Source organism: Kitasatospora sp. NPDC004745 (assembly GCF_042873275.1).
In the GTDB taxonomy this organism is placed as follows: Bacteria; Actinomycetota; Actinomycetes; order Streptomycetales; family Streptomycetaceae; genus Kitasatospora.
Genome location: NZ_JBIALK010000012.1, coordinates 172485 through 195618 on the forward strand (window position 1 = coordinate 172485; position 23134 = coordinate 195618).

At 74.3% G+C, this 23134-nt stretch carries 19 protein-coding genes; 6 read left to right on the forward strand and 13 right to left on the reverse strand.

Features of this window, described 5'->3' with window-relative positions:
- Window positions 1-29: 29 nt before the first annotated feature.
- From ACFYUY_RS20935 to ACFYUY_RS20960, 6 genes are all read right to left on the reverse strand, one after another.
- Window positions 30-1016, reverse strand: coding sequence for an ABC transporter substrate-binding protein (locus ACFYUY_RS20935; RefSeq protein WP_387902279.1), 987 nt, complete (start codon window positions 1014-1016; stop codon window positions 30-32).
- Window positions 1017-1106: 90 nt separating this feature from the next.
- Window positions 1107-1859 carry an amino acid ABC transporter ATP-binding protein gene (locus tag ACFYUY_RS20940; protein ID WP_360204858.1) on the reverse strand — a complete coding sequence of 251 codons (753 nt, stop codon included), beginning with the start codon at window positions 1857-1859 and terminating at the stop codon, window positions 1107-1109.
- A gap of 62 nt (window positions 1860-1921) precedes the next feature.
- Complete coding sequence (locus tag ACFYUY_RS20945) at window positions 1922-3004, reverse strand: amino acid ABC transporter permease (protein ID WP_387902282.1); 1083 nt, start codon at window positions 3002-3004, stop codon at window positions 1922-1924.
- 49 nt (window positions 3005-3053) lie between these two features.
- Window positions 3054-3995: an ABC transporter substrate-binding protein gene (locus tag ACFYUY_RS20950; RefSeq protein WP_387902285.1), complete on the reverse strand. Its 942-nt coding sequence runs from the start codon at window positions 3993-3995 to the stop codon at window positions 3054-3056.
- A 10-nt stretch (window positions 3996-4005) separates the two neighbouring features.
- A complete protein-coding gene (locus ACFYUY_RS20955; RefSeq protein WP_360204524.1) occupies window positions 4006-4527 on the reverse strand; it encodes a GNAT family N-acetyltransferase in 522 nt (173 codons plus the stop codon).
- Complete coding sequence (locus ACFYUY_RS20960; protein ID WP_360204521.1) at window positions 4524-5696, reverse strand: LLM class flavin-dependent oxidoreductase; 1173 nt, start codon at window positions 5694-5696, stop codon at window positions 4524-4526. Before ACFYUY_RS20960 ends, ACFYUY_RS20955 begins: the two co-directional genes overlap by 4 nt.
- Window positions 5697-6370: 674 nt before the next feature.
- Here ACFYUY_RS20960 and ACFYUY_RS20965 point away from each other — a divergent pair.
- Window positions 6371-7354, forward strand: coding sequence for an amino acid ABC transporter permease (locus ACFYUY_RS20965; protein ID WP_387902288.1), 984 nt, complete (start codon window positions 6371-6373; stop codon window positions 7352-7354).
- On the forward strand, window positions 7351-9270 hold the full coding sequence (locus ACFYUY_RS20970; protein WP_387902291.1) for an FAD/NAD(P)-binding protein: 1920 nt from the start codon (window positions 7351-7353) through the stop codon (window positions 9268-9270). Before ACFYUY_RS20965 ends, ACFYUY_RS20970 begins: the two co-directional genes overlap by 4 nt.
- Window positions 9271-9317: 47 nt before the next feature.
- Here the strand turns inward: ACFYUY_RS20970 and ACFYUY_RS20975 are convergent, their stop codons facing one another.
- Window positions 9318-11312: a protein kinase gene (locus ACFYUY_RS20975; protein ID WP_387902293.1), complete on the reverse strand. Its 1995-nt coding sequence runs from the start codon at window positions 11310-11312 to the stop codon at window positions 9318-9320.
- A gap of 163 nt (window positions 11313-11475) precedes the next feature.
- Between ACFYUY_RS20975 and ACFYUY_RS20980 the strand changes: the two genes are divergently transcribed.
- Complete coding sequence (locus tag ACFYUY_RS20980; RefSeq protein WP_387902296.1) at window positions 11476-13755, forward strand: FdhF/YdeP family oxidoreductase; 2280 nt, start codon at window positions 11476-11478, stop codon at window positions 13753-13755.
- Window positions 13756-13871: 116 nt separating this feature from the next.
- Here ACFYUY_RS20980 and ACFYUY_RS20985 read toward each other — a convergent pair whose 3' ends face one another.
- Window positions 13872-15497: a C40 family peptidase gene (locus ACFYUY_RS20985; protein WP_387902299.1), complete on the reverse strand. Its 1626-nt coding sequence runs from the start codon at window positions 15495-15497 to the stop codon at window positions 13872-13874.
- Between the two features lie 333 nt (window positions 15498-15830).
- On the opposite strand from ACFYUY_RS20985, the gene ACFYUY_RS20990 reads away from it, so the two are divergent.
- Window positions 15831-17006 carry an inorganic phosphate transporter gene (locus tag ACFYUY_RS20990; protein WP_360204504.1) on the forward strand — a complete coding sequence of 392 codons (1176 nt, stop codon included), beginning with the start codon at window positions 15831-15833 and terminating at the stop codon, window positions 17004-17006.
- A gap of 26 nt (window positions 17007-17032) precedes the next feature.
- A complete protein-coding gene (locus ACFYUY_RS20995) occupies window positions 17033-17281 on the forward strand; it encodes a hypothetical protein (protein ID WP_360204502.1) in 249 nt (82 codons plus the stop codon).
- 115 nt (window positions 17282-17396) lie between these two features.
- Here ACFYUY_RS20995 and ACFYUY_RS21000 read toward each other — a convergent pair whose 3' ends face one another.
- A complete protein-coding gene (locus ACFYUY_RS21000; protein WP_360204500.1) occupies window positions 17397-18944 on the reverse strand; it encodes an MDR family MFS transporter in 1548 nt (515 codons plus the stop codon).
- Between the two features lie 143 nt (window positions 18945-19087).
- On the reverse strand, window positions 19088-19537 hold the full coding sequence (locus tag ACFYUY_RS21005) for a MarR family transcriptional regulator (protein ID WP_360204498.1): 450 nt from the start codon (window positions 19535-19537) through the stop codon (window positions 19088-19090).
- A 112-nt stretch (window positions 19538-19649) separates the two neighbouring features.
- Here ACFYUY_RS21005 and ACFYUY_RS21010 point away from each other — a divergent pair, with 112 nt between their 5' ends.
- The gene (locus tag ACFYUY_RS21010) at window positions 19650-20687 is read left to right on the forward strand and encodes an ABC transporter permease (protein ID WP_387902303.1); all 1038 of its coding nucleotides are present in this window, start codon (window positions 19650-19652) and stop codon (window positions 20685-20687) included.
- 116 nt (window positions 20688-20803) lie between these two features.
- On the opposite strand, the gene ACFYUY_RS21015 is transcribed toward ACFYUY_RS21010, so the two are convergent.
- From ACFYUY_RS21015 to ACFYUY_RS21025, 3 genes are read right to left on the reverse strand one after another with little or no spacing between them, the layout of a single operon-like run.
- A complete protein-coding gene (locus tag ACFYUY_RS21015) occupies window positions 20804-22036 on the reverse strand; it encodes an ROK family protein (RefSeq protein WP_387902306.1) in 1233 nt (410 codons plus the stop codon).
- 51 nt (window positions 22037-22087) lie between these two features.
- Window positions 22088-22690 carry a GtrA family protein gene (locus ACFYUY_RS21020; RefSeq protein WP_387902308.1) on the reverse strand — a complete coding sequence of 201 codons (603 nt, stop codon included), beginning with the start codon at window positions 22688-22690 and terminating at the stop codon, window positions 22088-22090.
- A 37-nt stretch (window positions 22691-22727) separates the two neighbouring features.
- Window positions 22728-22940, reverse strand: a complete 213-nt coding sequence (locus tag ACFYUY_RS21025) for a hypothetical protein (protein WP_387902311.1) — start codon at window positions 22938-22940, stop codon at window positions 22728-22730.
- Window positions 22941-23134 lie beyond the last annotated feature (194 nt).

The following is a 23134-nucleotide window of genomic DNA, read 5'->3' on the forward strand; positions in this document are numbered from 1 at the left end:
GAGGCCGGCGGGTGAACGGGTTCGGGGCATCAGGGCTTGGGCTTGGGCAGGCCGGGCGGGTTGACCTCGGAGGTCGGCACGGCCTCGTTGTCCAGGCCCCAGCGCTTGAGCACCTGGGCGTACGTCCCGTTCCCGATCACCTCGTTGAGCGCCCCGCTCAACGCCTTGACCAGCCCGTTGTCCTTCCGGGTGGTCGCCGCGATCTTGCCGAGCACGTCGGCGCCGCCGCCCGAGTAGGTGCCGACCACCTCCGTCTCGCCGGTCTGCACGGCGTGGAACGACAGGCTGGGGTTGGGGCCGACGTAGGCGTCGATCCGGCCGGAGGAGAGCGCCAGGTAGAACTCGGTGCCCTGGAAGTACTTGATGTCGATCGGCTTGAGGCCGTTGCGGACGTTCTCCTCGCTCCAGGAGATCAGCAGCTTCTCCTGGTTGGTGCCGGAGGCGACGCCCACCGACCGGCCGGCCAGGTCCTTGGCGCCGGCGACCTTGAGGCCGCTGCCCTTCCGGGCCTCGAAGCCGAGCACGTCCAGCCGGTAGGTCGCGAAGTCGTACTTCTCCTTGCGGGCCTCGGTGACGGTGATGTTGGAGATGCCGACGTCGTACTTGCCGCTGTCCAGGCCGACGAAGATGTTCTCCCAGGAGACCGGGTTGAACTCGACCTTGAGGCCGAGCACGTCGCCGATCAGCGAGGCGACGTCGGGCTCGACGCCGATGATCGTCCTGTCGTCGTTCGCGTAGAAGTCCAGCGGCGGCGTGGTGCCGATGGCGTCCACGACGGTCAGTGTGCCCCGCTTCCTGATCTCCTCCGGAACGAGCGCCGCGACGGCGTCGACCTTGGGCGTGGTCACCCGCTTCTGGTCGGCCGTCAGGTTGACCACGGCGCCGTTCGGCGCGGTGCTGCCCTTGGCCGGGGCGAGCTCCGCCGAGGCCCCGGTGGCACCGCTGCCGCAGGCGGCGAGGGCGAGGGCGGCGGTGACGGCGGCGGCGGTCACCAGGGCGCGACGGGGTAGGGACATGGCGGAACTCCTGCTCGTGAAGGGGTCGTTCGGCGGTTCGCGGGGTGGTTCGAGGGAGCGGCGGTCCGGGAGGTCCGCCGCCCGGGGGATTCAGAGGACCTTGGCGAGGAAGGCCCTGGTGCGCTCGTGCCGGGGGTGGTCCAGGACCTCGGCCGGCGGGCCCTGCTCGACCACCACACCGCCGTCCATGAAGACCACGGTGTCGGCGACCTCGCGGGCGAAGCCGATCTCGTGGGTGACCACGATCATGGTGGTGCCGGTGCGGGCGAGGTCCTTGATGACGTCCAGCACCTCGCCGACCAGCTCCGGGTCCAGCGCCGAGGTGGGCTCGTCGAACAGCAGCACCTTCGGCTCCAGCGCCAGCGCCCGGGCGATCGCCACCCGCTGCTGCTGGCCGCCGGACAGCTGCCGGGGGTAGGCGGCGGCCTTGTCGGCCAGCCCGACCCGCTCCAGCAGCGCCAGCGCCGACGCCCTGGCCTCGGCCCGGGGCCGGCGCAGCGCGGCGATCGGCGCCTCGACCAGGTTCTCCAGCACGGTGAGGTGCGGGAACAGGTTGAAGTTCTGGAACACGAAGCCGATGCCGGTGCGCTGGCGCAGCACCTCGCGCTCCCTGAGCTCGTGCAGCCGGTCGCCGACCCGGCGGTAGCCGATCAGCTCGCCGTCGATGGAGACGTGGCCGCCGTCCAGCCGTTCCAGGTGGTTGATCGCGCGCAGCAGGGTGGACTTGCCGGAGCCGGACGGACCGAGCACCACCGTCACCGAGCCGGCCGGGACGTCCAGGTCGACCCCGCGCAGCACCTCCAGCTGCCCGAAGCTCTTGCGCAGGCCGCGGACCCGCACCACCGGTGCGGCCGCCGGGTCGGGCCCGGCGGGCCGCGCGGCCGGGTCGGTCTTGGCGAGCGTGGTCACGGGCGTCCTCCGGTGGTGCGGGTGTCGGGCGTGCGGGCGGGCGCCGGGCGGGCCGGCAGGCTCCGGACGAAGGCCCGGGCGCGCTGGAGCGGGGTGGGCGGCCGGCTGCGCTGCGAGCCGCGGGAGAAGTAGCGCTCGACGTAGTACTGGCCGATCGACAGCACGGTGGTCAGCAGCACGTACCAGACGGTGGCGACCATCAGCAGCGGCACCACCCGGCCGGTCCGGCCGTAGACCACCTGCGCCTGGTAGAAGAGCTCGCCGATGGCCATCACGTAGACCACCGAGGTGCCCTTGAGCAGCGAGATCACCTCGTTGGCGGCGGCCGGCAGGATCCCGCGCATGGCCTGCGGCAGCACGATCCGCCAGGCCTGCCGCCAGCGCGGGATGCCCAGCGCGGCGGCGGCCTCCCGCTGCCCGGCGTCCACCGCGACGACGCCGCCGCGGATGATCTCGGCGGCGAAGGCGGCCTGGTGCAGGCCGAGGCCGAGGACGGCCGCGCCGAGCGCGCTCAGCACCCCGACCGTCTCGAAGTCGCCGAAGGTCGGGCCGAACGGGATGCCGAACCCGAACCGCTTGTACAGGTACGACAGGTTGAACCAGAACACCAGCTGGACGATCAGCGGGATCGAGCGGAACACCCAGACGTACGCCCAGGCGATCGACTGCAGGATCGGGCTGCGGGACAGCCGCATCGCGGCCACCACGGCACCCAGCAGGAAGCCCAGCACCGTCCCGTAGAAGGTCAGTTGGAGGGTGCGGCCGACCGCCTGGACGATCGTGTCGGCGGTGAAGTAGATCCGGAAGGTGGCCCAGTCCCAGCCGGGGTTGGTGGCCAGGCCGTGGGCGAACTGGGCGAGCACGACCAGGGCGGCGATCCCCAGCGCCCAGCGCCAGGGGTGCCGGGCGGGGACGGTCCGCAGGCCGGCCAGTTCGTCCAGGTCGGGGGCCGGGGCCGGGGCTCCGGCTGTCGTGTCGGCGACGGCTTTTCCCGGGGCTGCCGGGGCTGCCGGGGCTGCCGGGTCGGCATCGGGTCTGCCGCGGTGCGGGGGCGCGGGCGGCTCGGTGGTGACGGTCATCGGGGGCTCCTTCGACCGGCCCGGGGAGCGGGTCCGGCGGGCCGGCGGGTCACGGGTGTTCGGGCGGACTGATCAGGGACTCCTTGACGGCGGAGTCGGCGACCCCCCACTTGCGGAGGATCCGCTCGTACGTCCCGTCCTTGATCAGCTGGTTGACCGCCGCCTGGAAGGCCGGGGTGAGCTTCGAGCCCTTCCTGAACGCGAAGCCGACGTCCAGCCGGTGGAACTCGCCGAGGAAGCGCGTCCCGGAGGCCTCCTGCGCGGCCTGGTAGCGCAGGCCGTTGATGGTCGACATCAGCACGTCCACCCGGCCCTGCTGGAGGCTGGTGAGCACGGCGCCGCTGTCGCTGAACGCCTTCACCTCGTACGGCTTCCTCCCGGCCGCGGCGCAGACGTCCTTCCTGGCGTTCAGCGTGGTCTCGAACGTGGTGCCGGCGCCGGTGCCGACGGTCAGCCCGCAGAGCTGGACCAAGTCGGTGACCGGCTCGGTCCGGGTGTCGTCCCTGCGGACCGCGAAGCCCTGGCCGTCGTCGATGTAGGTGACGAAGTCGATGGTCCTCAACCGGGCCGTGGTGACGCCGAAGTTGCCGGTGCCCACGTCGAACTTGCCGCTGTCCAGGGCGGGCAGGATGGTCTCGAAGGCGGCCTCCTCGCGCTGCACGGTCAGTCCGAGCACCCTGGCCACCGCGTCGGTGAAGTCCACGTCGATCCCGGCCGGCTTCTTCGTCGCCTGGTCGGCGTAGAAGGCGGTGGGCGGCGCGCCGAAGGAGGCCCCGAACGTCAGGGTGCCCGCCGCGCGCACCTCCTCGGGCAGCAGCGCGGCGGCGGCGTCCGACTTCGGCACGCCGGAGACGACGTCCTGGGCGGCGGCCGTGACGGCTCCGCCCGCGCCCGCCGGGCCCGTGGTGCCCGGGTCCGAGCCGCACGCGGCCAGCGCCAGGACGGGCAGCAGGGCGGCGGCCGACAGGCGGCGGGCGGTGGTGGTTCTCACGGGGGGCCTTTCAGGTGGTGGTCAGCACCGGCAGGTGCTGCTCGGACGGCACCGGCAGGTGCTTCTCGAAGGGGAGCGGGCCGATGGTCAGCGGATCGGCGGCGAGGTCGAACAGCGGGGTGTAGCCGGCGGCCAGGTAGAGGCCCCTGGCCTCGGGCTGGCGCGGGCCGGTGGTCAGGTGGATCCGGGCGTAACCGGCGGCGGCGGCCGTGCGCTCCAGCTCGGCCAGCACCCGGCGGGCCAGGCCGCGGCGGCGGTGCGCGGAGTGCGTCCACATCCGCTTCAGCTCCGCGGTGCGCTCGTCGTACCACTTGTACGCACCGCCGGCGACCGGCTCGCCGTCCTCCAGCAGGAGGATCAGCACGCCGTGCGGCTCGGCGAAGGCGTCCCGCGGGTAGCGGGTCATCTCCTGGTGCGCCTCGGGGCCGTAGCGGCTGACGTACTCGTGGGTGAGTTCGCGCAGCAGCGGCTCGACCAGCGGGTCGTCGACGTCGACCCGGCGGAACTCCGGCACCGGGGCGGGGTCGCTCACGCCTGGACCGCGATCAGCTGGTGGCGGTCGCGCTCGGCCCGTTCGGCGGCCTCCGCGGCGGCCTTGGCGGCGTCCCGCCGGGCGACCTCCGCGCGGACGAGCGGGATGACGTGGCGGCCGAAGTCGATCGCGTCGTCGAGCAGGTGGTAGCCGCGGGCGGACAGGATGTCGACGCCGAGGTCGTAGTAGTCGAGCAGGGCCTCGGCGACCGTCTCCGGGGTGCCGACGAGGGCGTTGGAGTTGCCGGCCCCGCCGGTGGCCGCGGCGGTCGGGGTCCACAGCGCCCGGTCGTAGCGCTCACCGGCCTCGGCGATCTCGATCAGCCGCCGCGAGCCGGTGTTCTCGGGGGCCGCGGCCGGGGCGTCGCCGAGCGGGCGGCCGCGCCGCCGGGCCTCCCCGGTGGCCCGGCGGGCCTTGATCGCGTCCACCGTCCGGTGCGCCTTCTCCCAGGCCAGCTCCTCGGTCGGTGCGATGATCGGCCGGAACGCCACCTGGATCCGCGGCACGTCGGTGCGCCCGGCGGCCCGGGCCGCCTCCTTCACCCGCTCGATCTGCTCGGCGGTGCGGGCCAGCGGCTCGCCCCAGAGGCAGTAGACGTCCGCCTCGGCGCCGCCGGCCGCGTAGGCGGCGTCCGAGGAGCCGCCGAAGGAGACCCCGGGGCGCGGCTGCTGGACGGGGAAGACGTCCGACACGAAGTCGTGGAAGCGGTAGTGGGTGCCCTCGTGGTCGAAGGGCTCCCGGCTGGTCCACGCCTTCTTCACGATGCCGATGTACTCGCGGGTGCGCTCGTAGCGCTCGTCCTTGGACAGGAAGTCGCCCTCCCGCCGCTGCTCGTGGTCGTTGCCGCCGGTGATGAAGTGCACGGTCAGCCGGCCGTCGCTGATCTGGTCCAGGGTGGCGAAGGTCTTGGCGGCGAAGGTCGGGTAGGAGACGTTCGGCCGGTGCGCGAGCAGGATCTGCAGCCGGTCGAGGTGCGCGGCGAGGTAGGCGGCCGCGGCCGCGGGCTCCGGGGAGCCGGCCCCGTAGGCGAAGAGCACGCGGTCCCAGCCGTGGTCCTCGTGGGCGCGGGCCAGCCGCAGGGTGTAGTCGCGGTCGAAGGCGGCGGTGGTGCGGGCGGTGGTCTCCGAACCGTCGCCGGTGGCGGCGATGCCGAGGAACTCGACGGGCATGGCGGAACCTTTCGGGGTGGGTGGAACGCCCGGACCGCAGATGGGCGGGCGGGCGGGCGGACGGGCAGGCAGACGGGCGGGCGGACGGCCGGACGGCCGGGCAGACCGGAGCCGGCCCGGGCGCGGGGCGGCACGGGCGGCCGGGAGCACGGGTACGTGACGGTGGTGCGGGGAGGGGACTGCCGGAGCGCAGGGCGGGGTCAACGGCGGCGGCCGGCACCCGGGGCGCCGCCGGTCAGGGGCGGCGGTCCGGGCCCGCGACGGGGCGGACCGAGGGATGGTCCCCCGAAGGGATCAGGGCCGGGGACGTGCGGCCCGCTGCCGGGTCAGCCGTGACACGCCGCGGACCACACCCGACCGAAGTCGATGTGGTCGCGGGTGACCAGGGGCTGCTCGGCGTACATGGCCTCAAGTTGAGCAGTCGGCCGATCGGTCCGTCAACCATCCATCATTGCCGCTCTGTTGCGATCTCCTGTCGCCCTGCGACCGGTCCCGGCGGGCGGCCCGGCGGGCCCGTCCCACCCTTGACAGCCGTCGATCGCGCATGCGTACGATCACCGCGGAGTGCAGTGCACAGCGCCGGCCGTGTTGAGGGACGCGGGCCGGTGCGACGGCCGTACGTGACCACACCCGTACCTCCCCGCCCGCCCGCACTCCCGCCAGGAGCCTCCGCCATGGCCACCCCGCCGGACGTCCTGCCCGCCCCCGACCGCACGGCCCCCGGCCGCCCCGCCACGCCACCGGACCCCGACCCCGGCCCCGACCCCGGGGCGCGGATCGTCGCCCGCCGCCGCCCCGGCCAGTGGCTCGCCGCCGGCGTCGCCCTGCTGCTGGCCGCCATGGCCGTCAACTCGATCGCCCGCAACGAGGCCTTCCAGTGGGGCGTGGTCGCCGACTGGTTCACCGCACGGTCGGTGCTCGACGGCCTCACCCTGACCCTGTGGCTCACCGCCGTCACGCTCGCCCTCGGCTTCGTGCTCGGCACCGGCCTCGCGACCATGCGGCTGTCCGCCAACCCCGTCCTGCGCGCCCTCGGCTGGGGCTACGTCTGGGTCTTCCGCGCCACCCCGCCCCTGGTCCAGCTGCTGTTCTTCTTCAACATCGGCGCGCTGTACCCGACGCTCGGCCTCGGCATCCCCTTCGGCCCCGAGTTCGTCACCGTGCGGACGGTCAACCTGATCGGCCCCACGCTGACCGCCGTCATCGGCCTCACCCTGCTGGAGGGCGCGTACGCCGCCGAGGTGATCCGCGGCGGCATCCTCTCCGTCGACCGCGGCCAGCTGGAGGCGGCGGCCGCGCTCGGGCTCGGCCGGTGGCGGGTGCTGCGCCGGATCGTCGTCCCGCAGGCGATGCGCTCCATCGTGCCGACCGCAGGGAACATGCTGATCAGCGCGCTCAAGGGGACGAGCATCGTCAGCGTGCTGGCCGTCTCGGACCTGCTCTACTCGGTGCAGCTGGTCTACCTCCAGTCGTACCGGGTCATCCCGATGCTGGTGGTCGCCACCCTCTGGTACCTGGTGATCACCACGCTGCTGTCCGTCGGCCAGTACTACGTCGAGCGGCACTACGCCAGGGGTGCCACCCGGGAGGCCCTGCCGCCCACCCCGCTGCAGCGGGCCCGGGCCGCCCTGCGCCGGCTGCGCGAGGTGACGGCATGACGGCGCTGGTGATCGTCGGAGCCGGCCCGCGCGGGACCGGCCTGCTGGAGCGGATCGCCGCCAACGCCGCCGAACTCCTGCCCCGGGAGCGACCCCTGCACGTCCACCTGGTCGACCCGCACCCGCCCGGTGCGGGCCGGATCTGGCGCAGCGAGCAGTCCCCGCTGCTGCGGATGAACTCGATGGCCGAGGACGTCACCATGTTCACCGACGAGCGCTCGACCATCGACGGCCCGGTCCGCCCCGGCCCCTCGCTCGCCGAATGGGCGCCCCGGCAGGAGGAGTTCGCACCGTACCGGGAGGTCGCCGACCCCGCCGTACGGGACGAACTGGCCACCCTCGCGCCCACCGACTTCCCCACCCGGCGGGCCCAGAGCGCCTACCTGGACTGGGTGTTCCGCCGCGCGGTCGCCGACCTCCCGCCGCACGTCACGGTCACCGTCCACCGGGACACCGTCCAGGGCGTCGACGGCCCGGCGGACGGCCCGCAGACCGTCCGGCTCAGCGACCGCACGCTCACCGCCGACCACGTCGCCCTCACCCTCGGCCACCTCGACTCCGCCCCGCACCCGCGGTACGCCGCCGACGCCGCCTTCGCCGCCCGGCACGGCCGCTTCCACCTCCCGCCCGCCTACTCGGCCGACGCGGAGGCCCGGCTGGCGGGCATCGCCCCGGGTGAGCACGTCGTGCTGCGCGGCCTCGGCCTCGCCTCCGTCGACCTGGTGGCCCTGCTCACCGAGGGGCGCGGCGGCCGCTTCGAGCCCGCGGGCGGCGGGCTGCGCTACCGCCCGTCCGGCCGCGAGCCGGTGCTCCACCTCGGCTCCCGGCGCGGCGTGCCCTACCACTCCAAGACCGGCTACCGGCTCCGGGGGCCGCGCGCCCCGCTCCCCCGGTACTTCGACGCGGCCGCCGTGGACGCCGTCCTCGCCACCGACGGCCCGCTCGAACTCCGGCGCGACTTCTGGCCGTCGATGGCCAAGGAGATCGCCTTCGGGCACTACCACGAGCTGTTCCACGCCCACCCCGAGCGCACCGCGCTGCCCTGGCCGGTCTTCCTCGAACGCCTCGACCGGCTCGACTGGTACTCCCCCGGCCTCGCCGCGCTGGTCGCCGAGGCCGTCCCCGACCCGGCCGACCGGATCGACTTCGAACGGCTCGACCACCCGCTGGCCGGTCTCGAACTCGGCTCCGCCGAGGAGCTCCAGCAGCACCTGCGCGACTACGTCACCGCCGACGCCGACCGCCGCGCCGATCCCGCGCACAGCGCCGACCTCGGCGCCTTCCTCGCCCTGCTCTCGCTGTTCGGCCAGCTCCCCCGGATCCTCGCGACCGGCCGGCTCACCGCCCGCTCGGTCGCCGAGGAGGTGGACGAGTGGTTCTTCGGCTACTTCAGCCACCTCGCCTCCGGCCCGCCCGGCTTCCGGCTGCGCCAGCTGCTCGCCCTCTCCGAGGCCGGGGTGGTCCGCTTCCTCGGTGCGGGCGTGCGGGTCGTGCGGGACGAACCGACCGGCACCTGGCGGGCCTCCGGCGCCACCGTGCCCGGCCACACCGTCACGGCCACCGCGCTGATCGAGGCCTACCTGCCCAAGCACCAGCTGTCCCGCACCCTCGACCCGGTGCTGCGCGGGCTGCACCGCGCCGGCCGGATCGTGGAGGAGGTGGTCGCGGACGAGGAGTTCACCCACCGCTCGGGGCTCGTCACCATCGCCCCCGGCGACAGCGGACTGCTCGATCCGGCCCTGGGCGGCGCCCCGCACCCGCGGCGCACCGCGCTCGGCCCGCACACCAGCCTGCGGGCCGCCGCCGCCTTCGCCCGCCCGCGCACCGACTCCCCGGGGTTCCGGCAGAACGACGCCGCCGCCCGTGCGCTGCTGCGGGCGCTGGCCGCCCTGCCGGCGGCGGCGCTGGCGGCCTAGGTGTGTTGTCCGACCGAGCTCCGGCGGGGGCTCCGGGCGCCGCGGGGTCAGGGCCCGAAGATCTCCTCCACCAGGTCCTCGTCGGAGACGTGGTCCGGAGCTTCGAAGACCAGGTCGGCGACGCCCTTCAGGCCGGTCCCGCGGTCCAGCGCGTCCATGCACGCGCGGGCCTGCCGGTCGTCGGCGAAGTCCCACAGCCGCAGCCGCCGCACCAGCACCAGCGCCTCCATCGGGCTGATCCGCGGCGTCCGGCCCCGGCGCGGGCCGGACCCCGGATGCCGCCCCGCCTGGGCGAGCCGCTGCTGGTAGCCGGCCAGGTCCTGCCAGGCCTGCAGGGTGCTGGGGTGGCGCTCGCCGAGCGCCTGGACGAGCTCCGGCAGCAGCCCGTGCAGCTGGAGGACGGCGCCCTGCAGGTCGCCCCGGTTGGCCCGGTGGAGCGCGAGGTCGTGCCGGGCCTTCAGGACCCGGGTGTCCTGCGGCCCCCAGGAGACGTGCAGGTCGGGCAGCAGCTCGGAGAGCAGCCGGATCGCGGTCACCGTCGCGCCGCTCTCGCCGACGCACCACGCCAGGTGGTAGCGGGCGCCGAGGGTGTCCGGGTCGGCCGGGCCGAGCGCGGAGCGCATGTCCTCCACCAGGGTCGACAGCAGCCGGATCGCGCCGTCCAGGTCGCCCGCCCGGCTGAGGTACCAGGTGAAGTCCCGCCAAGTGCAGAGGGTGTCGCGGTCGGCGGCGCCGAGGACGGCGACGCACTCCTGGGCGAGCGCCTGGAGCTGGATCACCGACTCGCCGGCGGTCGCCGCCCGGAAGGCCGCCGAGCGCCGCTCGCGCAGGGCGGCCCGGACGGCGTCGGGCACGGCCGCGGCGACCACCGGCGGCGTGGTGAGCGGGGACAGCACCGGCGCGGGCGGGGCCGGGACGACGGGCGGTGCATCGACGGGCGGCGCGGTGACGGGCGGTGCATCGACGGGCGGTGCACCGACGGCAGGTGCACCGACGGCAGGTGCCACGACGGCGGGCGGCGCGGCGGGCGGCACGGGCGGGGCGGTCGCCGGCACGGGCGGGGGTGCGACGGGCGGCGCACTCGGCGCTCCGGCCGGCGGAGCACTCGGCGGCGCACTCGGCGGCACGCTAGGCGGCGCCGGGAGCTCGGCCGGGGCCGGCCGGTCCGGCACCGTGGGCACCACCGCCGGCCCGGCCGCCGCGCCGACGGGGCGCCCGGCCAGTTCGCGGAGCCGGCGCTCGACGGTCCGCGCGTCGGCCGGCCGGTCGGCCGGGTCCTTGGCCAGCAGCTCCGCGACCAGCCCGGCGACCTCCGCCGGCAGCCCGAACCGGACCGGGTCCAGCGCCGGCGGCGGCTCGTTGAGGTGCTGGTACATCAGCACCGGCGTCGAGTCCCCGCCGAACGGCCGTGCCCCGGTGAAGAGTTCGACCAGGACGCAGCCGAGGGCGTACAGGTCCGTCCGGCCGTCCACCCGCTGTCCGGTCCAGCGTTCGGGCGCCATGTAGGCGGGGCTGCCGACGATCGTCCCGGTGGTGGTCAGACCGCCCGCGCCGGTGTCCAGCTGGGCGATGCCGAAGTCCAGCACCTTGAGGTGCCCGGCGTCGGTGATCATGATGTTGTCGGGTTTGACGTCCCGGTGCACCATGCCCGCGTCGTGCGCCACCGCCAGCGCCTCGCAGAGCTGCCGCGCCCAGCGCAGGCTCTCCTCCGGGGCGGGCAGGCCGGCCCGCAGCACCTCGGTCAGGGTGCGGCCGGTCAGCAGTTCCATCACCAGGAAGGTCACCTGCTGGTCGCCGAGCGCGCTCTCGCCGAGGTCGTGCACCGTGACGATGTGCGGGTGCGAGAGGTTCCCGGCCGCACAGGCCTCCCGGACGAACCGCAGCGCCGCCTTCGCCCGGTCGCCGCCGTGGTGCCCGATGACCTTGACCGCCACCGGCCGCCGCATCCGGTTGTCGAGCGCCCGCCACACCACCCCGAAGCCGCCCTGGCCGAGCTTCTCCACCAGCTCGTACCGGCCGTCGAGGACATCACCGACTCGCACGCGCCCCTCCCCCACCCTCCTGGACCCCCCGACTCTACCGACGCCGGCGGCCGCCCCTCCCCCCGGCTTCGACCAGGTGTAAGGATGGGCACCGGGCCCCCGCGACGGCGCGGCGGCCACGGCGGCACGGCCGTCGGACGAGCAGAGCCGAGGAGAAGCGGTCATGGCCAAGCAGGCCCCGCAGAGCGACCCGGCGCAGGACGCACCCGAAGTGTCCGCGCCCCAGCACGCCGCGGCCGGGTTGCCCGCGGTCGGCCACAGCCTGCGGATGGCGGCCGAGCAGATGGGCCCGCGCCGGACCCTGGCCACGCTGCGCAAGGTCAACCAGCCCGACGGCTTCGACTGCCCGGGCTGCGCCTGGCCGGAGCCCGGGAAGACGCACACCGCGGAGTTCTGCGAGAACGGTGCCAAGGCCGTCGCCGAGGAGGCCACCGAGCGCCGGATCCGGGCCGAGTTCTTCGCCGCCCACCCGGTCGCCGAGCTCGCCGGGCGCTCCGGCTACTGGCTGGGCCAGCAGGGCCGGCTCACCCAGCCGATGCTGCTCGACGAGGGCGCCACCCACTACACGCCGGTCTCCTGGGACGACGCCTTCGCGCTGATCGCCGAGGAGCTGCGCGCCCTGGACACCCCGGACGGCGCCGCCTTCTACACCTCGGGCCGGACGAGCAACGAGGCCGCGTTCGCCTACCAGCTGTTCGCCCGCCGGCTCGGCACCAACAACCTGCCGGACTGCTCCAACATGTGCCACGAGTCCTCCGGCTCGGCGCTCTCCGAGACCCTCGGCGTCGGCAAGGGCAGCGTCAGCCTCAAGGACCTCTACCAGGCCGACCTCATCATCGTGGCCGGCCAGAACCCGGGGACGAACCACCCCCGGATGCTGTCCGCGCTGGAGCGCGCCAAGCGGGCCGGCGCCACGATCGTGAGCGTCAACCCGCTGCCGGAGGCGGGCCTGGAGCGGTTCAAGAACCCGCAGAACGCCCGCGGCCTGGTCGGCCACGGCACCAAGCTGACCGACCTGTTCCTGCAGATCCGCCTCGGCGGGGACCTCGCGCTGTTCCGCGCGCTGAACCGGATCATCGTGGAGCAGGACGGCGTGGACCGCGACTTCGTCGCCGAGCACTGCCACGGCTACGAGGACTTCGAGGCGCAGGTCCGGGCGACGGAGCGCGCCGAGGTGCTCGCCGCGACGGGCCTGCCGTGGGAGCAGATCGAGGAGCTGGGCCGGCTGGTGCTGGCCTCGGAGAAGGTCATCGTCTGCTGGGCGATGGGCCTCACTCAGCACAAGCACGCCGTGCCCACCATCCGCGAGGTGGTCAACTTCCTGCTGCTGCGCGGCAACGTCGGCCGCCCGGGCGCCGGCGTCTGCCCGGTGCGCGGGCACAGCAACGTCCAGGGCGACCGGACGATGGGCATCTTCGAGCGGCCCTCGAAGGCCTTCCTCGACGCGCTGGAGAACGAGTTCCGCTTCGAGCCGCCGCGCGAGCACGGCCTGGACTCGGTGGACACCATCCGCGCGATGCGCGACGGCAAGGTCAAGGTGTTCTTCGCGATGGGCGGCAACTTCGTCGCGGCGACCCCGGACACCGAGGTCACCGAGGCCGCGATGCGCCGCTGCCGGCTCACCGTGCACGTGTCCACCAAGCTCAACCGCTCGCACGTGGTGACCGGCGCCCGCGCGCTGATCCTGCCCACGCTGGGCCGCACCGACCGGGACGTCACCAGCGCCGGCGCCCAGTTCGTCAGCGTCGAGGACTCGATGGGCCAGGTGCACTCCTCGCGCGGCGGCCTGCGCCCGCCCGCGCCGGGCCTGCTCTCCGAGACGGCGATCGTCTGCCGGCTGGCCCGCGCCGTGCTGGGCCCGCAGGACAGCCTGCCGTGGGAGGACTTCGCGACGGACTACGACACGCTGCGGGCCCGGATCGCCCGGGTGGTGCCGGGCTTCGAGGACTTCAACGAGAAGGTGCGCCGCCCCGGCGGCTTCACCCTCCCGCACGGCCCGCGCGACTCCCGGAGCTTCCCCACCGCCACCGGCAAGGCCAACTTCACCGTCAACCCGCTCACCGCCCCCGAGGTCCCGCAGGGCCGGCTGCTGCTCCAGACGCTGCGCTCGCACGACCAGTACAACACCACGATCTACGGCCTGGACGACCGCTACCGCGGCATCAAGGGCGGCCGCCGGGTGGTCCTGGTGAACCCGGCCGACGCCGCCGAACTGAGGCTGACCGAGGGCGCGTTCGTGGACCTGGTGAGCGAGTGGAAGGACGGCGTCGAGCGCCGCGCCCCGCACTTCCGGGTCGTCCACTACCCCGTCGCGCGCGGCGGTGCGGCGGCCTACTACCCGGAGACCAACGTGCTCGTCCCGCTGGACTCCACGGCCGACATCAGCAACACCCCGACGTCCAAGGCCGTGGTCGTCCGCTTCGAGCCCGACAGCGGGGAGTAGCGGCGCAGGCCCCGGAACGGAACGGGACGGCCGCCCGGCGCAGCGTGCGCCGGGCGGCCGTCCCGTTCCTCGAAGCGTCCCGTTCCCCGGACCGTCCCGCCGGTGGACCACCGTGCTCAGTGGCCGCCGAGCGGGAGCGTCGCGCTGGCGCTGCCCGGGGCCGGGGCGCTGGCCGAACCGCTGGTGGTGGCGGTGCCGGTGGAGCTCGGGGCGCCGGTCCCGGTGCCGGTCGGCGTCCCGGTGGGCGTCGGCGTGCCCGTGCCGGTGGGCGTCGGGGTGCCGGTCGGCGTCGTGGTCGGCGTGCCGGTCGGCGTCGTGGTCGGCGTGGTGGTCGGCGTTCCGGTGGGCGTCTGGGTGGGCGTGGTGGTCCCGGTGCCGCTCGGCGTGCCCGGGTCGGTGGGCGTCCCCGTGCCCGACGGCGTGCCGGTGCCGGTGGGCGTGCCCGGGCCGGTGGACGGCGTGCCCGGGGTGGCGCCGGGCGGGGTGGCGGGCGTGCCGGGGGCCGGGGTCACCGGGGCCTGGTTGGCCGGGCTGGGCGCGATCGGGGTGACGGCGTCCCAGCCGGCGGGCAGGGCGGGCACCTTCCAGGCGCCGCCGGCCTCGTCCGCCGCGCCGGACGGGTCGGGCCGGACGGCCCCGAGGATCGGCATCGAGCCGATCGGCGACACCTTGATGACGGCGCCCGGCCGGGGCGCCTGGACGACCAGGCCGCCGCCGATGTACATCGCCACGTGGGTGGCGCCCTCGAAGTAGATGATCAGGTCGCCGGGGCGCAGCTGGTTCAGCGGGATGTGCGGGAGCTGGGCCCACTGCTCCTGGCTGGTGCGCGGGATCGGGCGGCCGGCGTGCAGCCAGGCCTGCGAGGTGAGGCCCGAGCAGTCGTAGGCCTCCGGGCCCGTCCCGCCCCACAGGTAGGGCTTGTTCAGCTGGGCGAGGGCGAAGGCGACGGCGGCGCGTCCCTCCAGCGAGGGGGTGCGCTCGCCCTGGCCGAGGGCGCCGGAGGCGAGGAAGGCGAGCTGGGCCTCGTCGGCCTTCTCCTTCTCCAGCTTCTCCAGTTCGGTGCGCTGGGCGCCGGTGAGCGAGGAGACCAGCTGCTCGACCGAGGCGAGGTCGGCGGCGACCTTGGCCTTGGCGGCGTCCTGCTCGGAGACGAGCGTCTGGGAGGTCTTGAGGGCCTCCTCGGTCTGCTGCTTCAGGCCGGTGAGGGCCTCGCGGTCGCTCTTCAGCCGGTCGAGGAACTCGGACTGGGAGCGGCTGGCGGCGGCGAGCAGCTCGGCGATGGTGACGGCCTCGTACGGGTCCTTGGACAGCAGCAGTTCGGCGTAGGCGGAGCTGGCGCCGTTGCGGTACTGGGCGGCGGCGAGCTGGGAGGCGATGTCGGTGCCGGCGTCGACCTGCTTCTGCTGGCGGTCGAGGCGGCCCTGGAGGTCGGTGAGCGCGGCCTGCTGTTCGGCGACCTTGGCCACGGCGCCGTTGTACTGCTCGGTGGCGGCCTCGGCACTCTGGTAGAGCCCGTGCAGCTTGTCGAGCAGCGGGCCGAGGGTGGCCTTGGCGGCGGCCAGCGGGTCCTCGCCGGGGCTGGCCGCGATGACCGGCGCGCCCGGGTCGGGGGCGGCGTACGCGGCCTGCGCGGCGAACGGGAGCGCGAGCGCGGCCGCGGCCAGGGCCGCTCCGCAGCGCAGTGCCGCCCGCACCCAGGGCCGTACGCCCGCCGACTCCGTGCGCTGTGCAGCCCCGCCCATGGGTTCGTCCTCCCCGCCCCGCCCGTGCCCCGGGTTCCCCGGATCCCGCCGATCCTCCCACGGGTTACTCGCCGGAAACAGGGCGCACCCGGACTGGGAGGTTAATTCTCGATTGATGTGTGAGACAGGTCTCAGCAAACCGGAGCGAACCGGGGCGTTCTTCGCCGATGCCCAGCTCAGCACGGCCCGGGACACCCCCACGAAAGCTGTTGGACACCGTGGGGCCACCATCGGAACCACGATTCCCGGTCCAGTTCACCTTCCGTTTACCAAGCCGACCTACGGTCGCGACGACACCAACGTCCGTGCGACAACTACGACGATTGTTTGGGTATGGAACACATCTCGTTCCTGGTGGCCGTTGTGATCATCACGGCGCTCGCCTTCGACTTCACCAACGGGTTCCACGACACCGCCAACGCGATGGCCACCTCCATCGCGACGGGAGCCCTCCGGCCGAAGGTCGCGGTCACCATCGCGGCCGTCCTCAACTTCGCGGGCGCGTTCCTGTCCGTGAAGGTCGCCACCACCATCTCCGGCGGCATCGTCAACGAGAAGACGGGCGTCCACCCCGAGATCATCTTCGCCGCACTGGCGGGCGCGATCCTGTGGAACCTGCTGACCTGGCTGCGCGGCCTGCCGTCCAGCTCCTCGCACGCGCTGTACGGCGGTCTGATCGGCGCCACCGTTGTCGGGGTCGGCATGAACGGCGTCAACTTCGACACCGTCGTGTCGAAGATCCTCATCCCGGCGATCGCCTCGCCGCTGGTCGCCGGCCTCGCCTCCTGGGGCGCCACCAAGCTGGCCTACGCGATCACCCGCAAGGGCGACTCCGGGATCGCCACCAAGGGCTTCAAGACCGGCCAGATCTTCTCGTCCTCGCTGATCTCGCTGGCGCACGGCACCAACGACGCCCAGAAGACGATGGGCATCATCACCCTGACCCTGGTCTCGGTCGGCGCCCTGCCCAAGGGCGCGCTGCCCCCCACCTGGGTGATCGTCTCGGCCGGTGCCGCGATCGCGCTCGGCACCTACATGGGCGGGTGGCGGATCATCCGCTCGATGGGCAAGGGCCTGGCGGACATCCAGGCGCCGCAGGGCTTCGCCTCCGAGTCGGCCGCCGCGACCGTCATCCTGACCTCCTCGCACATGGGCTTCGGCCTCTCCACCACCCAGGTCTGCTCCGGCGGCATCATGGGCGCCGGCCTCGGCGGCCCGAAGGCCCAGCTGCGCTGGAGCATGGTGCGCCGCATGGTCTACACCTGGGCGCTGACCCTGCCGGCCGCCGCGCTGGTCTCCGGCGGCGCCGCGCTGCTGGCGCGCCAGGGCACCTGGGGCGTCGTCCTGGTCGGCGCCGTGCTGGTGGCCGGTTCGGGCGCCATGTGGCTGATCTCCCGCCGCCAGCCCGTCGGCGCGGACAACGTCAACGACGCCGCCCCGGTGGAGGTCCCGCAGGCCGTCCCCACCGCCAACGCCCCCACCCCCGCCTCGACCACGGTCGCGGCCTGAGCGCCGCAGGCTGAGGAGCACACGCCATGCACATCAAGTGGAACGCCCTGGCCCAGACCGCCGGTGCCAGCTTCGGGATCACCGTCGCCGTGGTCGCGGTCTTCGCGCTCGGCATCCTGGCCCTGTCCCGTCGCGAGGCCACCCTGGCCGCCCGCGAGGGCGAGGCCTCCGGCGGCCCGGGCGGCGGCCGGCTCGCCCTGGTCGGCGCCTACGCCTGCTTCGGCCTCTGCGCCGCGGCCGTCGTCTACGGGCTGACGCTGATCGCCGGGAAGTGACCGGCGGGACCCGACCGACCGCGTGACCGGCGGGACGTGACCGCCGGGAGAGCCCGAACGGGCCGGGGAGTGCATCGACACTCCCCGGCCCGTTCGCGTGCGTGGGCGCCGCCGGTCAGCCCTGTCGGGTCTTCAGCGCGGTCTCCCGGATGAACAGGACGGTGACGAAGGCCAGCAGCGAGAAGGGCGCGGCCACCAGGAAGACGTCGCCGACGCCGTGCCCGAAGGCGTCCGTCACCAGCGGGACGACCGGGGCCGGCAGCCGGTGCAGGTCCGGGATGCCCCCGCCGCCGGCCGCGGGCCCGGCCGGGACGTGCGCGGCGGCGAGGTTCTCCGCCAGGTAGTGCGTCACCTTGTTGTTCATCAGCGCGCCGAGCGCGGAGACGCCCATCGCGCCGCCCATGGTGCGGAAGAAGGTGACCACCGAGCTGGCCGCGCCGAGCTCGTGGCGGGGCACGGTGTTCTGCACCGCGAGCACCAGGTTCTGCATGGTCAGGCCGAGGCCGACGCCGGTGATCGCCATGTAGACGGAGAGCAGCCCGTAGCTCGTGTCGACCCGGGCGGTGCCGAGCAGGCCGAAGCCGACGGCGAGCAGGAAGGTGCCGGAGACCAGGTAGGCCTTCCACTTGCCGTACTTGGTGATCAGCCGGCCGGCGACGGTGGAGGAGAGCGCCAGGCCGAGGATCATCGGCAGGGTCATCAGGCCGGCCATGGTCGGGGACTTGGCGCGGGCCAGCTGGAAGTACTGGCTGAGGAAGGTGGTCGCGCCGTACATCCCGACGCCGACCAGCACGCTGGCGAGCGCGGCGAGGGTGACGGTGCGGTAGCGGAAGAGGTCCGGCGGGATGATCGGCTCGGCGGCGCGGCGCTCGATCACCACGGCGAGCGCGCCCAGCAGCAGGCCGCCGCCGACCATCGCGGCGGTCTGCCAGGACACCCAGTCGTAGTTCTTGCCGGCCAGCGTGATCCAGATCATCAGCAGGCTGACCGCGGCGGTGATGACCAGCGCGCCGAGGTAGTCGATCCTGACCTTGCGCCGGACCACCGGCAGCTTGAGGGTCCGCTGGACCACCAGGATCGCGGCGATCGCGAACGGGATGCCGACGTAGAAGCACCAGCGCCAGCCCAGCCAGGAGGTGTCCACGATGACGCCGCCGATGAGCGGGCCGCCGATGGTGGCCAGCGCGAAGACCGCGCCGAAGTAGCCGCTGTAGCGGCCGCGCTCGCGCGGCGGGACCATCGCGGCCAGGCAGATCTGCGCCAGCGCGGTGACACCGCCGGCGCCGATGCCCTGGAGGGCGCGGCAGGCGATCAGCTGGCCGGTGTTCTGGGAGAGGCCGGCCAGCGCCGAGGAGGCGATGTAGATCACCAGGGCGATCTGCAGCAGCAGCTTCTTGCTGGCGAGGTCGGACAGCTTGCCCCAGATCGGGGTGGAGGCGGTGAGGGTGAGCAGCGTCGCGGTGATCACCCAGGTGTACGCGGACTGGCCGCCGTGCAGGTCGGTGAGGATGTGGGGCAGGGCGTTGGAGACGACGGTCGACGAGAGCACGGCCACGAAGAGGCCGAGCAGCAGGCCGGACAGCGCCTCCATCACCTGCCGGTGGGTCATCGGTCGGTCGTCGACGGCGGCGGCGCCGGTCGCGGCCTCGGTGGTCATGGTCATCCGGATCCTTAAATATCGTTGCCTTAAGCAACCATAGGACTAATGGTTGACTAAGGCAACTTTCTTCAAGGACAAGTAAAGCCCGGCCGGAACCCGCCTCCTGCGGGCCCACCGGGCTCACCACCGCTCCGGCCGCGGCCGGGTCACTCCACCGTGGGCTCGTCGAGCACGTCGTTGAAGCGGTGCAGCAGTTCCGCGAAACGGTCGACGTCCTCCCGGGACCAGTCACCCAGCAGCTCGCTCACCCGCCGCATCCGGACGTCCCGGGCGGCCAGGTAGCGCCGGCGCCCGTCCGCGGTCAGCGAGACCAGCGCGGCCCGCCGGTCCAGCGGGTCCGCCTCCCGGGACACCAGACCCAGCTCCTCCAGCGCCCGGATCTGCCGGCTCACCGTCGCCTTGCCCACCGTGAAGTGGGCGCCGACGTCCGTCACCCGCACCCGCCCGGCCTGCTCGATGTAGCCGAGCATGCTGTACGCCGCACCCTCCAGCTCGGGGTGCACCCGGCGTGAGAGCTCCGCCACTCTGGCCCGGCCCCGCCGGAACATCAGCGCGACCTCGCGTTCCACCGCCAGCAGGGCGTCCTCGTCACTCACGGCGTCAGTATCCCGCAGCCGCACCGGCCGGAATGCGGCGCGTGGGGTACGACAACCCAACTACTTCATGGTATGAAGTATCCGTTTTTCCCCTATACGCAAGGAGATGTGGATGGCCGCCCCGGGGCAGGGTTTCGTCGCCGAACTGAAGGGAGCGGTCACCCCGCGCGCCGCGCTGCTCGTGATCGCCGTACTGCTGCTCCAACTCGGTTTCATCACCTCGTACGTCGGGGCGCTGCACCACCCGGCCCCGCACGACCTGTCGATCGCGGTGGTCGCCCCGCCGCAGGTCTCCCCCAAGTTCGTCCAGGCGCTGGAGTCGGTCCCGGACGACGCCGTCAAGGCCGTCACCGCCCCCGACGCCGAGACCGCCACCCAGCAGATCAAGGACCAGAAGATCTACGCCGCGCTGGTGGTGAACACCGCCGGCACCGAGGACACCCTGCTGGTCGGCGGCGCCCGCGGCCCGTCCGCCGCCAAGGCCGCCGAGAGCATCACCACGGCGCTGGAGAAGTCCCAGAACCGCACGGTCAAGGTCGAGGACGTCGTGCCGCTCGCCAAGGGCGACACCAACGGCCTCTCCGGCTTCTACCTGGTCATCGGCTGGTGCGTCGGCGGCTACCTGGTCGCCTCGATCCTCGGCATCAGCGCCGGCTCCAAGCCCGCCAACGCCCAGCGGGCGACGATCCGGCTCGGCGTGCTGGCGCTGTACTCGATCGCGGCCGGCATCGGCGGCACGGTGATCGCCGGGCCCGTCCTGGACGCGCTGCCCGGCTCGATCCTGGGCCTGTCCGCCCTCGGCGCCCTGGTGGTGTTCACGGTCGGCGCGTTCACCATGGCGCTGCAGTGCCTGTTCGACATCGTCGGCATCGGCGTCGCGGTGCTGGTCTTCGTCGTGCTGGGCAACCCGAGCGCCGGCGGTGTCTACCCGCCGCCGATGATGCCGCCGTTCTGGCGGGCCATCGGCTCCTGGATCCCGAACGGTGCCGGCACCTCGGCCGCCCGCTCGATCGCCTACTTCGGCTCCACCAACCTGCTGCTGCCGATCGTGGTGCTGCTGGTCTGGGCGGTGCTCGGCGTCGCCGTCACCTTCCTGGCCGTCCTGCGCCGCCCGCGCACCGTCGGCCGCGAGCTGGTCGACCAGGCCTGAGCCTCCCGGCCCCGCCGTTCCGACCCCCACGCCCGTGCCCCGGCCCTCCCGGCCGGCGCACGGGCGTCGCCGTGCGCGGCCCGCACCCGCCCTGGGGTCGACTTCCGGCCAATCCGTCAGCCGGCCGCCAGCCTCCCCGGATCGGCGACGACGGCGCGCACCACGCCCACCGCGGCGCCCAGCAGCGGCCCGCGCCGGCCGAGCCGGGAGACCGTCAGCCGAGCGTCCGACCAGGGGCGCACCGTCACCCGGGCGGACAGCTCGGCCTGCATCGCCGGCAGCAGCCAGGGCGCCAGCCGGGCGTAGCCCCCGCCGAGCACCACCCGCTCCGGGTCCAGCAGGTTGACCGCCCCGGCGGCCGCGGTGCCGAGCGCCGTACCGGCCCCGGCCAGCGCCGCCAGCACCCTCTCCCGCCCGGCCTCGGCGCGCTCCGCGAGCAGCGCCACCCAGTCGCCGGGCAGCCCGGTCAGCCCGGCCGCCCGCAGCACCGCGGCCTCGCCGGCGTACTGCTCCAGGCAGCCGTTCGCGCCGCAGGCGCAGCGGGGGCCGTCCGGGTGGACCGGCAGGTGGCCGAACTCGCCCGCGTAGCCGCGCGCCCCGCGCAGCAGCCGCCCGCCGACCACGATCGCCGCACCGACGCCGGCCTCGGCGGAGACGTACAGGAAGTGCTCCGGCCCCTCCCCCAGCCAGCGCTCGGCGAGGCCGCCCAGATTGGCCTCGTTGTCCGCCTCCACCGGCAGTTCGGCGAGGTCCGCCGCGCCGGCCGCGCGCAGCTCGGGGCGCAGCCCCGCCGCCAGCGGCACGTCCTCCCAGCCCAGGTTGGCGGCCCGCTGGAGCACCCCGCCGGAGATGCCGACCAGCCCGGGGACGGCCAGCGTGATCCCGGCCGGTCGCAGGCCCGACTCGGCGACGGCCGAGCCGAGCAGCTCGGCGAGGTCGGCCATCACGGCGGCGGGCCGGCGGCCGCGGTTGCGGACCTCCCGGCGGCGCCAGGCCCGGACCTCGCCGCGCAGGTCGACCACGCAGGCCCCGAGGTGTTCGACGCCGATCTCGGCGCCGAGGCCGCCCGGCCCGAGCGGGTTGAGCCCGAGTGCGGTGCCGGGGCGGCCGACCTTCCCGCTGGGGGCGGCCGGTCCCGCCTCGACGACCAGGCCGGCGGCGATCAGCTGTTCGGCGAGCGAGGAGACGGCGGCCCTGGTCAGGCCGGTCTCGGCGGCCACCTCGGCGCGCGAGCGCGGGGCGAGCGCGATCACCCCGAGCACCAGGGCCAGGTTGGCGCGGCGCATCCCGCGCTGGCTGGCGGGCCCGGGCAGGACGCCCTCCGGCTCGCGCATCGCACTCGCGCTCATGCACCCACTCCCGCCTGCGTGCCGACGGGCGCCGCCGGGTCCGTCGCCGGGCTACGGCATGTCCGGTGGCATCCCGCGGGGCACCTCCGTTGCAGCGTAACCGGGTTCCGGGGGCGGCGTCCTGAGCAGGGCGGAGCCGGCCGTCGGGGCGGCGGCCGGGCCGGCACCGGGGCGCGCGGCGGGCCGGGTGAAGACCCACCGGCGCATCGCCCAGTACCGGAACAGCATGGCGACGAAGGTCCCGAGGACCATCCCGCTGAGGAAGTCGGCGGCCTCCTGGACGACCGGGCCCACGAAGGGCTCGCGCAGGTCCAGGACGTAGCGCGAGACCACCAGCGGCACGTCGTTCACCGCGATCGCCACCGCGCTGACCAGGAGGAACAGCAGCGCCTCGCGCCGGTGCCCGTCGGCCCGGAAGGACCAGCAGCGGTTCAGCACGTAGGAGACGGCGGTGCCGATCACCGTGGCGACGGTCAGCGCGACCACCGGCTTGTGCTCCAGCACGGTGGCCTTCAGCTGGACGTCGACCACCAGGGTGAGCACGAAGCAGAGGCCGCCGACCAGCAGGAACTTCACCAGCCTGCGGTGCCGGACCAGGAACGGCCGCAGCCGGACCGGCACCCGGGCCAGGGCGCGCTGCGTGGGGGACGGCATCTCCGCAGTCTCGCACGGGCGGTGCCGTCCCTCCCGTTCACTGCGCGGTGATCCGCGGGATCCCGGTGGTGGTGCCCGGGTAGACCACCCCGCCGGGGGCGATGGACCCGACCGTCTGCAGCGTGTCGAAGAGGAACCCGGCGCCCAGGTAGGCGGTTCGGGTGACGTCACCGGTGCGCGGGTCGATCTCGGCGTAGTAGGGGTCGAGGACCGAGGTGGCCGAGGCGCCGGGGGCGGCCGGGCGGATCACCGCGTCAGAGCGCGTGGTGACAGATCGCGGAGCAGGCGTACGCCAGGTCGCCTACTGACAGTTTGTTACACAATGCCCGGAGGGGCGGGGGGGCGCCCCGCCCGCCCCCCCCCCCCCCCGGGGGCCCCCCCGCCGGCGGGGGCCCCCCCCCCCCCCGCGCCCCCCCCCCCGCCCCCCCCCCCCGCCCCGCCGCC

Bases quoted from the DNA above. Each gene is read 5' to 3' on its own strand.
- ACFYUY_RS20935 (WP_387902279.1), bottom strand. From the start codon at position 1,016: ATGTCCCTACCCCGTCGCGCCCTGGTGACCGCCGCCGCCGTCACCGCC.
- ACFYUY_RS20945 (WP_387902282.1), bottom strand. From the start codon at position 3,004: ATGACCGTCACCACCGAGCCGCCCGCGCCCCCGCACCGCGGCAGACCC.
- ACFYUY_RS20960 (WP_360204521.1), bottom strand. From the start codon at position 5,696: ATGCCCGTCGAGTTCCTCGGCATCGCCGCCACCGGCGACGGTTCGGAG.
- ACFYUY_RS20965 (WP_387902288.1), top strand. From the start codon at position 6,371: ATGGCCACCCCGCCGGACGTCCTGCCCGCCCCCGACCGCACGGCCCCC.
- ACFYUY_RS20970 (WP_387902291.1), top strand. From the start codon at position 7,351: ATGACGGCGCTGGTGATCGTCGGAGCCGGCCCGCGCGGGACCGGCCTG.
- ACFYUY_RS20980 (WP_387902296.1), top strand. From the start codon at position 11,476: ATGGCCAAGCAGGCCCCGCAGAGCGACCCGGCGCAGGACGCACCCGAA.
- ACFYUY_RS20985 (WP_387902299.1), bottom strand. From the start codon at position 15,497: ATGGGCGGGGCTGCACAGCGCACGGAGTCGGCGGGCGTACGGCCCTGG.
- ACFYUY_RS20990 (WP_360204504.1), top strand. From the start codon at position 15,831: ATGGAACACATCTCGTTCCTGGTGGCCGTTGTGATCATCACGGCGCTC.
- ACFYUY_RS20995 (WP_360204502.1), top strand. From the start codon at position 17,033: ATGCACATCAAGTGGAACGCCCTGGCCCAGACCGCCGGTGCCAGCTTC.
- ACFYUY_RS21000 (WP_360204500.1), bottom strand. From the start codon at position 18,944: ATGACCATGACCACCGAGGCCGCGACCGGCGCCGCCGCCGTCGACGAC.
- ACFYUY_RS21010 (WP_387902303.1), top strand. From the start codon at position 19,650: ATGGCCGCCCCGGGGCAGGGTTTCGTCGCCGAACTGAAGGGAGCGGTC.
- ACFYUY_RS21015 (WP_387902306.1), bottom strand. From the start codon at position 22,036: ATGAGCGCGAGTGCGATGCGCGAGCCGGAGGGCGTCCTGCCCGGGCCC.
- ACFYUY_RS21020 (WP_387902308.1), bottom strand. From the start codon at position 22,690: ATGCCGTCCCCCACGCAGCGCGCCCTGGCCCGGGTGCCGGTCCGGCTG.